At 69.8% G+C, this 12,670-nt stretch carries 12 protein-coding genes and 2 pseudogenes; 10 read left to right on the top strand and 4 right to left on the bottom strand.

Features of this window, described 5'->3' with window-relative positions:
* Nucleotides 1-115 precede the first annotated feature (115 nt).
* Entirely contained in the window at nt 116-2,638 is a 2,523-nt protein-coding gene (locus ACIQFZ_RS20505) for an FHA domain-containing protein (RefSeq protein WP_383057458.1), read from the top strand.
* 82 nt (nt 2,639-2,720) lie between these two features.
* Here ACIQFZ_RS20505 and ACIQFZ_RS20510 read toward each other — a convergent pair whose 3' ends face one another.
* Complete coding sequence (locus tag ACIQFZ_RS20510; RefSeq protein ID WP_365425341.1) at nt 2,721-3,422, bottom strand: transglycosylase SLT domain-containing protein; 702 nt, start codon at nt 3,420-3,422, stop codon at nt 2,721-2,723.
* Nucleotides 3,423-3,892: 470 nt separating this feature from the next.
* Between ACIQFZ_RS20510 and ACIQFZ_RS20515 the strand changes: the two genes are divergently transcribed.
* From ACIQFZ_RS20515 to chpE, 3 genes are all read left to right on the top strand, one after another.
* Entirely contained in the window at nt 3,893-5,038 is a 1,146-nt protein-coding gene (locus ACIQFZ_RS20515; protein ID WP_402691837.1) for a GAF domain-containing sensor histidine kinase, read from the top strand.
* Nucleotides 5,031-5,672, top strand: a complete 642-nt coding sequence (locus ACIQFZ_RS20520; protein ID WP_365425345.1) for a response regulator transcription factor — start codon at nt 5,031-5,033, stop codon at nt 5,670-5,672. Before ACIQFZ_RS20515 ends, ACIQFZ_RS20520 begins: the two co-directional genes overlap by 8 nt.
* A gap of 156 nt (nt 5,673-5,828) precedes the next feature.
* Nucleotides 5,829-6,074 (top strand): chaplin ChpE, encoded by a 246-nt coding sequence (chpE, locus tag ACIQFZ_RS20525; protein ID WP_361425043.1) that lies wholly within the window; start codon nt 5,829-5,831, stop codon nt 6,072-6,074.
* Between the two features lie 98 nt (nt 6,075-6,172).
* Here chpE and ACIQFZ_RS20530 read toward each other — a convergent pair whose 3' ends face one another.
* Nucleotides 6,173-6,970, bottom strand: coding sequence for a hypothetical protein (locus ACIQFZ_RS20530; protein ID WP_365775907.1), 798 nt, complete (start codon nt 6,968-6,970; stop codon nt 6,173-6,175).
* Between the two features lie 152 nt (nt 6,971-7,122).
* Here ACIQFZ_RS20530 and ACIQFZ_RS20535 point away from each other — a divergent pair, with 152 nt between their 5' ends.
* The 3 genes from ACIQFZ_RS20535 to ACIQFZ_RS20545 all read left to right on the top strand — a co-directional run bounded on the left by ACIQFZ_RS20535 (nt 7,123) and on the right by ACIQFZ_RS20545 (nt 9,489).
* Nucleotides 7,123-7,920 (top strand): ABC transporter ATP-binding protein, encoded by a 798-nt coding sequence (locus tag ACIQFZ_RS20535; RefSeq protein ID WP_361425049.1) that lies wholly within the window; start codon nt 7,123-7,125, stop codon nt 7,918-7,920.
* A 51-nt stretch (nt 7,921-7,971) separates the two neighbouring features.
* Nucleotides 7,972-8,403, top strand: coding sequence for an NfeD family protein (locus tag ACIQFZ_RS20540; protein WP_402691838.1), 432 nt, complete (start codon nt 7,972-7,974; stop codon nt 8,401-8,403).
* A gap of 141 nt (nt 8,404-8,544) precedes the next feature.
* Nucleotides 8,545-9,489, top strand: a complete 945-nt coding sequence (locus tag ACIQFZ_RS20545; RefSeq protein WP_141362274.1) for an SPFH domain-containing protein — start codon at nt 8,545-8,547, stop codon at nt 9,487-9,489.
* A 67-nt stretch (nt 9,490-9,556) separates the two neighbouring features.
* Here the strand turns inward: ACIQFZ_RS20545 and ACIQFZ_RS20550 are convergent, their stop codons facing one another.
* Nucleotides 9,557-10,063, bottom strand: a complete 507-nt coding sequence (locus tag ACIQFZ_RS20550; protein WP_361425056.1) for an HNH endonuclease — start codon at nt 10,061-10,063, stop codon at nt 9,557-9,559.
* A 164-nt stretch (nt 10,064-10,227) separates the two neighbouring features.
* Nucleotides 10,228-10,767 carry a YbhB/YbcL family Raf kinase inhibitor-like protein gene (locus ACIQFZ_RS20555; RefSeq protein WP_383057463.1) on the bottom strand — a complete coding sequence of 180 codons (540 nt, stop codon included), beginning with the start codon at nt 10,765-10,767 and terminating at the stop codon, nt 10,228-10,230.
* Nucleotides 10,768-10,841: 74 nt separating this feature from the next.
* On the opposite strand from ACIQFZ_RS20555, the pseudogene ACIQFZ_RS20560 reads away from it, so the two are divergent.
* From ACIQFZ_RS20560 to ACIQFZ_RS20570, 3 genes and pseudogenes are all read left to right on the top strand, one after another.
* Nucleotides 10,842-11,101: pseudogene (locus ACIQFZ_RS20560) on the top strand (DNA-3-methyladenine glycosylase); the annotation flags it as partial.
* Between the two features lie 12 nt (nt 11,102-11,113).
* The gene (locus ACIQFZ_RS20565; protein ID WP_376555979.1) at nt 11,114-11,725 is read left to right on the top strand and encodes a DNA-3-methyladenine glycosylase; all 612 of its coding nucleotides are present in this window, start codon (nt 11,114-11,116) and stop codon (nt 11,723-11,725) included.
* 164 nt (nt 11,726-11,889) lie between these two features.
* Nucleotides 11,890-12,297: pseudogene (locus ACIQFZ_RS20570) on the top strand (DNA-3-methyladenine glycosylase); the annotation flags it as partial.
* Nucleotides 12,298-12,670 lie beyond the last annotated feature (373 nt).

The raw sequence follows: 12,670 nt of genomic DNA on the forward strand, positions 1-12,670 counted from the left end.
ACAAGGCCCGGCTTTCGGTCAGTGGGCTGAGCCTGAAATAGTTCCCCACGATGTTCGACATCCCTAGACTCCCCGCGACGGGGGCAACTCGGGGGACAACTCAGTGGGGCTTGGAGTGCCGGAACTCGTACTTGAAACCAATGGACGGACCTGGACGCTCGAGCCGTCCCGGTCCTACACCCTGGGACGCGATCCGCAGGGGGACATCGTGTTCGACGACGCCAGGGTTTCCTGGCGTCACGCCACGGTCAGCTTCAACGGCCGCAGTTGGGTCATCGAGGACCACGGCAGCACCAACGGCACCTTCGCGCAGGGCCGTCGGATCCACCAGCTGGAACTCGGGCCGGGCGCGGCCGTGCATCTCGGCAACGCGACCGACGGGCCGCTGCTGAGCCTTTCCGGCGCCGCGGCCCCGGCGGCGACGCCGCAGGCCCAGCCGCAGCAACAGCCGTACGCGGCGCAGGGGGCGAACCCCGGCTGGGCGCAGCAGGCGCCGCAGCAGCAGTCCCCGCAGGCCGGCCGGCAGGAACCGCAGCAGGGGCAGCAGACGCCGTCGATCCCGAAGCAGCAGGGCCCCGGCAGCGGCGCGGGGGCGCCGCCGGTCTACGGCGACCGCAGCCCGACGACCTTCCACCAGTTCTCGCTCGGCCGCGTGATGCGCATCGGCCGTGCCCTGGAGAACGACCTGGTCGTCTCCGACCTCCAGGTCTCCCGCAACCACGCGGAGTTCCACGCCACGCCCGACGGCCGCTTCGAGATCCGCGACCTGGGCTCGCACAACGGCACGTACGTCAACGGCCACCCGGTCCCCAAGGGCGGCTCGGTGCAGCTCGGCCCGACGGACATCGTCGGCGTCGGCCACTCGACGTTCCGGATCGTCGGCGACCGGCTGGAGGAGTTCGTCGACACCGGCGAGGTGTCCTTCTCCGCCCGCCACCTGACCGTGACGGTCGACGGCGGCAAGCAGATCCTGCGGGACGTCTCCTTCGGTGTCCCGGAGAAGTCGCTGGTCGGGGTCATCGGCCCGTCCGGTTCCGGCAAGTCGACCCTGCTGAAGGCGCTCACCGGCTACCGGCCCGCCGACCAGGGCGAGGTCCTCTACGACCACCGGAACCTCTACAAGCACTTCGCCGAGCTGCGCCAGCGCATCGGCCTGGTCCCGCAGGACGACATCCTGCACAAGGAACTGGCCGTGAAGAAGGCCCTGAAGTACGCGGCCAAGCTGCGCTTCCCGGCCGACACCACGGCGGCCGAGCGCGAGGCCCGCATAGACGAGGTGCTGCGCGAGCTGAAGCTGGACGTCCACAAGGACAAGAAGGTCACCTCCCTCTCGGGCGGCCAGCGCAAGCGTGTCTCGGTGGCCCTGGAGCTGCTCACCAAGCCGTCGCTGATCTTCCTGGACGAGCCGACCTCCGGTCTCGACCCGGGTATGGACCGCGATGTCATGCAGCTGCTGCGGGGACTCGCGGACGACGGCCGCACGGTCCTCGTCGTCACCCACTCCGTGGCCGAGCTGGCCCTGTGCGACAAGCTGCTGGTGATGGCGCCGGGCGGCGCCGTGGCCTACTTCGGCCCGCCGGAGGAGGCGCTGAACTTTTTCGGCTACGACACCTGGGCCGATGTGTTCTCCGCCTTCGAGAACTACCGCGACTACGACTGGGCGGGCCGCTGGAAGGGCTCGCAGCACTACCAGATGTACGCCGCGGACATCGACGCCGTCGAGCCGCAGGCCGTACACATGCCTCCGCCGCAGGCCATCAGGCCGCCCAAGCCGCAGGGCTGGGGCTCGCAGCTGATGACCCTGATCCGGCGGTACGTGTCGGTGATCGCCTCCGACAAGGGCTTCCTGGCGCTGTCGGTGATCCTGCCGGCGGTGCTCGGCGCGGTCAGCCTGCTCATCGACCACAACCGCGGTCTGCTGGTCAACGAGCAGATCAACCGGACGACGGGACTGCACGTCCCGAACGGCACGGCGACCACGGTGCTGCTGATCCTCGCGGTCGGCGCCTGTTTCGCGGGCGCCGCGAACTCCGTCCGTGAGCTGATCAAGGAACGGGTCATCTACGAGCGGGAACGCGCCACCGGCCTGTCCCGCTCGGCGTACCTGATGTCCAAGGTGGTCGTGCTCGGTGCGGTCACGTTGATCCAGGGCCTGATGGTCGGCGTGATCGGCTTCTCCAGCCGCGAGATCCCCGAAAAGGGCCTGATCCTGGGGAACGCCACGCTGTTCGAGCTGTGCCTGCCGATCATGGCGCTCGGCTTCACCTCGATGATGTTCGGACTGGTCATCTCCTCGCTGGTGAAGACCGCCGAGAAGACCATGCCGCTGCTGGTGATGTTCGCCATCATCCAAGTGGTGTTCACCGGCTGCCTGTTCACGCTGAACGGCACCATCGGCGTCAACGAGTTCTCGTACCTGATGCCGTCGCGCTGGGCGGTGGCCGCCGCCGGCACCACGCTGGACTTCAACAACATCGCCCCGAACACCGACGACCCGACCAGTACCGACCCGCTGTGGGACCACACGGCCTCCGCCTGGGGCATCGACATGGTCGCGCTGATCGCGCTCGGTGTCGTGTGCGGCTTCCTGGTGGCGCGCTTCCTGCGCCGCCACGAGCCGGAGGTCATGCGCAAGTAACCGCGCCGCGCCACGGCACGAAGGGCGGCACCCCGCAGCGGGGTGCCGCCCTTCGGCGTGCTGTCAGAGGTCCGCGCCGGCCTCAGTACGCGCTGTTGACGTGGTCGATGGAGCCGTACCGGTGCGCCGCGTAGTTGGCGGCGGCGGTGATGTTGGCGACCGGGTCGTAGATGTTCTTGGACGTGCCGGGCACGTGGTACGCGTTGAAGGTCGGGCCGATGACCTGGAGCAGCCCCTTGGACGGGATGCCGTTGCGCGCGTTGATGTCCCAGTTGTTGATGGCGTTCGGGTTTCCCGAGGACTCGCGCATGATGTTGCGGTGCAGGCCGTTGTAGGAGCCGGGGATGTTGTGCTGCTTCATGACGGCGAGCGCCTGCCGGATCCAGCCGTCCAGGTTGTTGCCGTAGCTGGTGTGGACGGCGACCGTCTGCATCTGCGGGCGCTCGGCGGACCGGCTCGCGGTCTGCTTGGCCTCGTGCGCGGCCTTGGCCTTGTGCAGGACGGCGGCCTGGGCCTGCTGCTTCGCGGCGGCCTGCTTCTGGGCCGCGATGGCCTGGATCTTCACGCTCTCGCCCGCGAGCTGGTCGGTGACGCTGGCCTTGACGCCCTGGATCGGCTGGGAGCCGAGCTGCACAGGGGCGGCGGCGACGCTGCTCGCAGGCTCGGCCTGGCTGGGCGCGGCCGAGAAGGCCACGGCGGCCGCACCGAGGACGGCGACGCCGGCGACGGCGATCTTGCGGGGCTGGGCCAGGGCACGACTGGGACGACGGAAGTTTGCGGGCATGGCGAATAGACCTCTTCGAGTAGCTCGGAGGTCGCTCTCCGGACTGCGGGAGGGGGTCCGTCCCACACAATCGCCGCGAGCGGAAACCCGCGGCGTTGAGCGACGAGAGCAATTCTTAGCGGCCGCAAAATGCCCTGGCAAAGGTGTGACGTACGAAGCCGGATAGTGGAGCAGAACGGACAAAATAGGACAGACGGGATCGTCTGTCCCGTTCGTGACGGGGGGTCTGTCTCCTATGTCCGTTCGTACGTGATCTGCGTCCTATGGGTGCCCTCACATCGGGGGAGAGGTTTTCTCACCGTTGGTTGCCGCTGCAACGCACTGGGTGAGCGGTTTTCCCGGTAGGACGCGGTACGCGCCGCCGCCCCCGGCCTGTCCGGTACTGGGCCGCCGGACCTAGGTCCAGCGACCGGGGCGCGGCCGTCACAGGGCCGATCCGCGCCGTCACCCCCCGCCGGTACCGTGAGGACATGAGTCAAGGCCCCAGGTCCGGCCTCGCCGCGGTGAGCGCCGCGCTGCTGGCCATGAGTAGGCATCTGGAGGTGCGCGACGTCCTGAAGACGATCGTCGCCTCGGCCCGCGAACTGCTCGACGCGCAGTACGCCGCCCTCGGCGTACCGGACGACCACGGCGGCTTCGCCCAGTTCGTGGTCGACGGGGTCAGCGAAGAGCAGTGGCGGGCCATCGGCCCGCTCCCGCGCCAGCACGGCATCCTCGCCGCGATGCTGCACGAGGCCCGCGCCGAGCGCCTCGCGGACCTGCGCGAGGACCCGCGCTTCGAGGGCTGGCCCGCCGCCCACCCGGAGATGTCCGACTTCCTGGGCCTGCCGATCCGCGACGGCGACGAGGTCATCGGCGCCCTGTTCCTGGCGAACAAGAACTGCGAGAGGCCCCGGGGCGGCTGCGGCTTCACCGAGGAGGACGAGGAACTGCTCGCCATCCTCGCCCAGCACGCCGCGATCGCCCTCACCAACGCCCGCCTCTACGAACGCAGCCGCGAGCTGACCATCGCCGAGGAGCGCTCCCGCCTCGCCCACGAACTGCACGACGCGGTCAGCCAGAAACTGTTCTCCCTGCGTCTGACCGCCCAGGCCGCCACCGCCCTCGTCGACCGCGACCCGGCGCGCGCCAAGGGTGAATTGCAGCAGGTCGCCGTCCTCGCAGCCGAGGCCGTCGACGAACTGCGCGCCGCCGTCGTGGAGCTGCGCCCCGCCGCCCTCGACGAGGACGGCCTGGTCGCCACCCTCCGCACCCAGATCCAGGTCCTCGACCGCGCCCACAGCGCGCGTGTCACCTTCACCACCCGCGGCATCCGCGCCCTGCCGGCCGCGCAGGAGGAGGCCATGCTCCGCGTCGCCCAGGAAGCCCTGCACAACGCGCTGCGGCACGCGCGGGCGGACCACGTCGACGTCACGCTGGACCGCCGCGGCGGCGGCGCCGTCCTGCGGATCACCGACGACGGCACCGGCTTCGACCCGAACGCGGTGCGCCGCGCGGGCCGCCACCTCGGCCTGGTCTCCATGCGGGACCGGGCGAGCGGGGCCGGCGGACGGCTGACGGTGGGATCGGAGCCCGGCAAGGGCACCGCGATCGAGATGGAGGTCCCCGGTGGCTGACGCAATCAAGGTGCTGCTCGTCGACGACCACCAGGTGGTCCGCCGGGGCCTGCGCACCTTTCTGGAGGTGCAGGACGACATCGAGGTCGTGGGCGAGGCGGCGGACGGCGCCGAGGGAGTCGCCCGCGCCGAGGAACTGAGGCCCGACGTCGTCCTCATGGACGTCAAGATGCCCGTCATGGACGGGGTCGAGGCGCTGCGTCGGCTCCGCGAACTCGACAATCCCGCGCGCGTGCTGATCGTCACCAGCTTCACCGAGCAGCGCACGGTGGTGCCGGCGCTGCGCGCGGGCGCCGCCGGGTACGTCTACAAGGACGTGGACCCCGACGCGCTCGCCGGCGCCATCCGCTCGGTGCACGCCGGACACATCCTCCTCCAACCGGAGGTCGCGGGCGCCCTGTTGTCCCAGGAGGAGAGCAACTCCGGCCAGAGCCGCGGAACGTCACTGACGGAGCGGGAGCGGGAGGTGCTCGGCCTGATAGCCGACGGCCGCTCGAACCGCGAGATCGCCCGGGCCCTGGTGCTCTCCGAGAAGACCGTCAAGACACATGTGTCGAACATCCTGATGAAGCTCGACCTCGCGGACCGCACCCAGGCCGCGCTGTGGGCCGTACGCCACGGCGTGAGCGGCTGACTCCGCCCGCGGACGGCAATTCGGAGGGTCCCGCTCCGGACTGAGATTCATACCGTCGTGGGAATGTCCCCCGGATGGCGCAACCTCCGTGCGGCCCGGCCGTTCTCCAGTGCGTGCCGCGGCGACTGCCGCGGCGATCACCAGGAGGGGTCAGAAGTGAAGAACCTGAAGAAGGCGGCGGCCGTGACGATGGTGGCCGGGGGGCTCGTGGCCGCCGGCGCCTCGATGGCCTCCGCCACCGACGGTGCCTGGGCGGGCGGTGCCGCCAAGGGCTCCCCGGGCGTCGTCTCGGGCAACGTCGTCCAGGCCCCGATCCACATCCCGGTCAACGCCGTCGGCAACAGCGTCAACGTCATCGGCGTCCTGAACCCCGCCTTCGGCAACCTCGGCCTCAACCACTGAGCCACCTGGACCGACGGCCTCCTGGCTCCCCCCAGGAGGCCGTTTCGCGATCCGTTTCGCCCGTCCGCGGGCAGTCTCGACGCCGGTCACGCCACTCGTCAGTTCGCCCCTTTGTCCCGTTTCTCCCGCTCCTCCACCACCGAGTTGTACGCCGCCACCTGCGCCCGCCGAGCCGTCCGCTCCACCGGCCGCAGCGCGGCCCCCCGCGCCGCCATCTCGGACGCGCTCACCGCGCCCCCGTGCCCCTTCTCGTACGCCAGCGAGACCAGCAGCGCCACCCGCCGCGCCAGCTCCAGCACCCGCACCGCCCGCGGCGGATACCCCGGTGCCAGGACCTCCTGCCCCCGCTCGGCCCGCGCCCGGTACGCGTCGATCGCCGCCTCCGCCACCGGCCCCGATCCGGCCACGTCCATCCGCGACAGCACCGAAGTCGCCTCCCGCAGCGCCTCCGCCAGTTCCCGCTCGGCCTCGCCCAGCGACGGCACGTCGGCCGGCGGCGCCTCCCGCACGGGCAGCACGTGCCACAGCACCTCCGCGTGCACATCGCCCTTGGGCCCGGCCTCGTGCACCTGGGGCACCAGCCCGAAGGCGGCCCCGTGGCAGAGCACCGCCTCCCCGGCCTCCAGCGCCCGCGCGTTGAACTCCGGCGGCCCGCTCAGCCCCAGCGGATGCCCCGGCGCGGGCAGCGCCACCCGCAGCGCGCCCACCCCGAGCCGCCGCAGCCGCCCCAGCGCCAACGTGAGCCCGACCGGCCCCGACTCCCCGGGCAGCCCTTCCACTCGATGGACGGCGTCGTCCCCGACGATGGCGAGCACAGCGTCATCCGGCGAGACATATCCGGACAAGAGGGAGTTTCCCCATGAGGTGAGGCGTCCAGAGCGCGGTTCCGAGAGCATGCCTCCACCCTAAGGACCGGACCGATGGAACGGCCCGCCCGGCTCGTGGCGTAGATTCGGTCAGGGCTGCGCCCACCGGCGCGGCGGACCCAGCCACAGGCGTACGCGACAGCCGAGACCGGCGGCACACTGCAAGGGGAGACAACGCGCTCATGAGCGATGTTCTGGAGCTTCAGGACGTATCCGTGGTCCGTGAGGGCCGGGCTCTCGTGGACCAGGTCTCCTGGTCGGTCAAGGAGGGTGAGCGCTGGGTCATCCTCGGCCCCAACGGCGCCGGCAAGACCACCCTGCTGAACGTCGCCTCCACCTACCTCTTCCCCAGCAGCGGCACCGCCACCGTCCTCGGCGAGACGCTCGGCAAGCCCGGCACCGACGTCTTCGAGCTGCGTCCCCGCGTCGGCATGGCCGGCATCGCCCTGGCCGAGAAGCTCCCCAAGCGTCAGACCGTGCTCCAGACCGTGCTGACCGCCGCCTACGGCATGACCGCCGGCTGGCAGGAGGAGTACGAGGACGTCGACGAGCAGCGCGCCCGCGCCTTCCTCGACCGCCTCGGCATGAGCGACTACCTGGACCGCAGGTTCGGCACTCTCTCCGAGGGCGAGCGCAAGCGCACCCTGATCGCCCGCGCCCTGATGACCGACCCCGAACTGCTCCTGCTCGACGAGCCCGCCGCCGGTCTCGACCTCGGCGGTCGCGAGGACCTGGTCCGCCGCCTCGGCCGGCTCGCCCGGGACCCGATCGCCCCCTCGATGATCATGGTCACCCACCATGTCGAGGAGATCGCCCCCGGCTTCACCCACGTCCTGATGATCCGCCAGGGCAAGGTCCTCGCCGCCGGCCCGCTGGAGCTCGAACTCACCTCCCGCAACCTCTCCCTGTGCTTCGGTCTCCCGCTCGTCGTCGAACAGGTCGGTGACCGCTGGACCGCCCAGGGACTGCCGCTGTCCTGAACCCACTCCGCACCCTGTCCGCCGTCACCGCCCGCGGCCTAACATGACCATGTGAACAACATCGACGCATGGGTGTGGTGGCTGGTCGGCGCGGCGGCGCTCGGAATCCCGCTCGTGGTGACCGCGATGCCGGAATTCGGCATGTTCGCGGTGGGGGCGGTCGCCGCCGCGGCCGCCGCGGGCTTCGGCTTCGGCGTCGTCGCCCAGGTGCTCACCTTCGTCGTCGTCTCGGTCGCACTCATCGCCGTCGTCCGGCCCATCGCGGCCCGGCACGGCAAGCAGCGCCCCGAACTGGCCACGGGAGTGGACGCGTTGAAGGGCAAGCAGGCCGTCGTCCTGGAACGCGTCGACGGGGCCGGCGGCCGTATCAAGCTCGCCGGGGAGATCTGGTCGGCACGCGCGCTCGACACGGACCACGTCTACGAAGCCGGCGAACAGGTGGACGTCGTGGACATCGAGGGCGCCACCGCCGTCGTCATGTGACCTCGCACCAAAGGCGACAACGCAAGTGGACCGAACAGGCCACGAGTTGGGCAACGGTCTGTCAGACTCGACCAGCAAGATCTTCGACAACCGTAAGATCTTCCGAAAGAGCCGAGGCGGAGAAGGGTACGGGCAGCAACGATGGCACCGGTCATCATCGTTCTGATCATCCTGGTGGTGTTGGTCTTCATCGCCCTGATCAAGACGATCCAGGTCATCCCACAGGCGAGCGCCGCCATCGTCGAGCGCTTCGGCCGCTACACAAGGACACTGAACGCGGGCCTCAACATCGTCGTCCCGTTCATCGACACCATCCGCAACCGCATCGACCTGCGTGAACAGGTCGTGCCGTTCCCGCCGCAGCCGGTGATCACCCAGGACAACCTGGTCGTGAACATCGACACCGTCATCTACTACCAGGTGACCGACGCCCGCGCCGCCACCTACGAGGTCGCCAGCTACATCCAGGCCATCGAGCAGCTCACGGTCACCACGCTGCGCAACATCATCGGCGGCATGGACCTGGAGCGCACCCTGACCTCCCGCGAGGAGATCAACGCGGCCCTGCGCGGCGTCCTCGACGAGGCCACCGGCAAGTGGGGCATCCGCGTCAACCGCGTCGAGCTGAAGGCCATCGAACCGCCCACCTCCATCCAGGACTCGATGGAGAAGCAGATGCGCGCCGACCGCGACAAGCGCGCCGCGATCCTCACCGCCGAAGGTACGCGCCAGGCCGCCATCCTCACCGCCGAGGGCGAGAAGCAGTCCCAGATCCTGCGCGCCGAGGGCGAGGCCAAGGCCGCCGCCCTGCGCGCCGAGGGCGAGGCCCAGGCCATCCGCACCGTCTTCGAGTCCATCCACGCCGGAGACCCCGACCAGAAGCTGCTCTCCTACCAGTACCTCCAGATGCTCCCGAAGATCGCCGAGGGCGACGCCAACAAGCTCTGGATCGTGCCCAGCGAGATCGGCGACGCCCTCAAGGGCCTGTCCGGAGCCATCGGCAACTTCGGCTCCCTGGGCGGCGCTCCGAGCGGCGGCAACGCCCCCGCGGCCACCGAACGCCGCGAGAAGCCGTCCATCGACTGACCCGCCCGGTCCGTCACGTCAGTGGGGCCCGCCTTCGCTACGAAGGCGGGCCCCACTGACGTATGCCTTATGCGGCCGACCGGGCCAGCCAGGCGGGAAGCGCCTCGAACTCCTCCTGCCCCAGCGCCAGAAGCATCGCGTCCGCGGGCGTCGGCTCGAACGGCTCCCGCAGCAGCGGCATCCCGGCCTGCTCCGGAGTCCGGTCCGCCTTGCGGTGGTTGTCCTCCGCGCACGAGGCCACCGTGTTCAGCCAGGTGTCCTGCCCGCCCCGCGACCGCGGCACCACGTGGTCCACGGTTGTCGCGCGCCGCCCGCAGTATGCGCACCGGTGCCGGTCACGTACCAGCACACCCCGCCTCGACCACGGAGCCTGTCTTCGGAACGGCACCCTCACATACCGGCACAGCCGTATGACCCGGGGCGCGGGGATGTCGACCTCGGCACCACGCAGCCGCAGCTCCGGATGGGCCTGCTCGACCACGGCCTTCGACTGGAGCACCAACACGACCGCTCGCTTCAGCGTCACCGTCGACAGCGGCTCGAAGCTCGCGTTCAGTACCAGCGTGTCCCGCATCCCAGCCCACCTCCCAAGAGCGCCGGCCCACCCCCTGGCGGGCTGGATCAACTCTGGCCGGGCTCGCCGGGATGGACAACGCAATAAAAATGCCCGCCCCCGGCCACGTCCAAGACCAGAAGCGGGCAAACGTTCAGTGAACGGCGGCCTGCGCGCCGTGCGGCTCACCCCTCGGCGGGATTCTCGTACTCGCCGATCAGCTGGGCGCGCGCCTGAGTGTGGAAGCGCAGGTTGAAGCCCACCACCGCGGGCGAGGCATCCGAGTCCGGACCGAGCTTGTCCTGGTCCACGGCGTACACCGTGAACACATACCGGTGCGGTCCGTCCCCGGGCGGCGGCGCGGCACCGCCGAAGTCCTTCGTGCCGTAGTCGTTGCGCGCGTGCACGGCGCCCTTGGGAAGCCCCTTGAACGCGCCGCCGCCCGCGCCCGCGGGCAGCTCCGTCACCGAGGCCGGAATGTCGAACACCACCCAGTGCCAGAACCCGCTGCCCGTCGGGGCGTCCGGGTCGTAGCAGGTCACGGCGAAACTCTTGGTCTCCGGCGGGAAACCCGTCCAGCGCAGCTGCGGGGAGGTGTTCCCGCCCGCATGGACCTGAGCGTCCCCGAGCGTCGCGCCCTCCCGGACGTCGTCGCTCGTGACCGTGAAGGACGGCACGGGCGGATGGAAGTCGTGGGGGAGCGGCCGCCGCTTGAGCTCGGTCACCTCGGTACCTCCTGATCGGTTCCTGGATGATTCCCGATCAATGATCCCATCCGGCTGGACTACGCTCGTGAGCCGTGATCGCGCGTTCGGACCGTATGCCGCTGCCCGGAGAGTTCTTCGACCGCCCCGTCGTGGAGGTCGCCCCTGATCTGCTGGGCCGCGTGCTGAGGCGTACGACCCCCGACGGCCCGATCGCCCTGCGCCTGACGGAGACGGAGGCCTACGACGGACCGAACGACCCCGGCTCCCACGCCTTTCGAGGCCGCACGGCCCGCGACGGAGTGATGTTCGGTCCCCCCGGTCACGTATACGTCTACTTCACCTACGGCATGTCAAGGCGGTCGGCATGAACGTCGTAGATCTTGCTCACCCCGCTGAAGAAGTCGCCCCCAAGCTGCTAGGTGCCATCCTCACCCACGAGACCCCCGAGGGAACCGTGAGCATCACCATCACGGAGACCGAGGCGTACTCCGGTTCGGCCGACCCTGCCTCCCACGCGTACCGAGGCAGGACACCCCGAAACGCCGTCATGTTCGGACCTGCGGGACACCTGTACGTCTACCGGTCTCACGGACTCCACTGGTGCGCCAACATCGTCACCGGCGCAGACGGCATTGCTACAGCCGTCCTCATCCGGGCAGGCAGGGTCATCGAAGGGGAAGAACTGGCCCGTGAGCGGCGAGGGGGCAAGGTCGAGAGTCCACGTCTCGCCCGGGGTCCGGGGAACTTCTGCCAAGCGCTCGGAATCACGGCAGAGCACAACGGCACAGACCTGCTGACAGGCGCCTCGGTCGCGCTGTCCGAGGGCGAGCCGGTACCCGCCGCACTCATCCGGGTCGGTCCTCGGGTAGGCGTGAGCAAAGCCCATGACTGGCAGCACCGCTTCTACCTCGCCGGTGATCCAACGGTCTCGGCGTACCGACTGAGCCCGAGAGCCAAGCCGTCCGCCGGAGCCTGAGCCGCTGTGCGCCTCGCTCGCGGCTTGCTGATGAGTCGCCGCGGAGCCGGCCGCCACAGTCGCAGCGCTCAACGACAGTGCGGCCCCGGAAGGGGCCGTCAGGAGTAAGCCAACAAGACACAGGGGGCGCTGTCGCGCCTCACCCTTGCCGATGATGGAACGACATGTGGCACTGCATGAACCTGGTGTGCGGACCGGAGGGCAGGGCGAGCGGAGTCCTGCTCCGCGCCGGCGAGATCGTCGAGGGCGCCGAGCTGGTCCGCGCCCGCCGCCTCTCGGCCCGCAACGACAGGGAACTGGCCAAAGGTCCAGCCCGCCTGGCCATGGCCCTGGACGTGGACCGAACCCTCGATGGCACCGACGCCTGCGCCGCCGGCGACACCCCTATACGGATGCTGACCGGTACGCCCGTCCCCTCCGACCAGGTACGCAACGGCCCGCGCACCGGAGTGGCCGCCGAGGGCGGCAACGGCGACGTCCACCCGTGGCGCTTCTGGGTCGCCGACGACCCGACGGTGAGCCCGTACCGGGCCCATGTGCCGAGGCGCCGCCGAAGTCGGCTGGGAAGTTGACTCGCCCGCAGAAGGTGCGTAATGTAGCCCGAGCCGCTGAACCGGGTACGGCGATCGCCTGCAGCCGGAGCGGCCAACCCACTACCTAACGATCACCCCTTCAGCGGGGTCGTCTTCGGTGCGCCCGCGTACCCGAATTCGAACTCGCAAGGACTCGATTATGAGTCGCCGGGGAAATCGGCTAGCGTAGCGAATGTCGAAAGGCCGACGGGCGAAAGCCTAAAAGCCCAGGACAAACCCCGCTGACTGAGGGTCAGGTCGAGAAAAAGATCTGATAGAGTCGGAACCGCCGGAAAGGGAAACGCGAGAGCGGGAACCTGGAAAGCACCGAGGAAATCGGATCGGAAAAAGATCTGATAGAGTCGGAAACACC

This window comes from Streptomyces sp. NPDC093064 (assembly GCF_044754605.1).
Classification (GTDB): Bacteria; Actinomycetota; Actinomycetes; order Streptomycetales; family Streptomycetaceae; genus Streptomyces.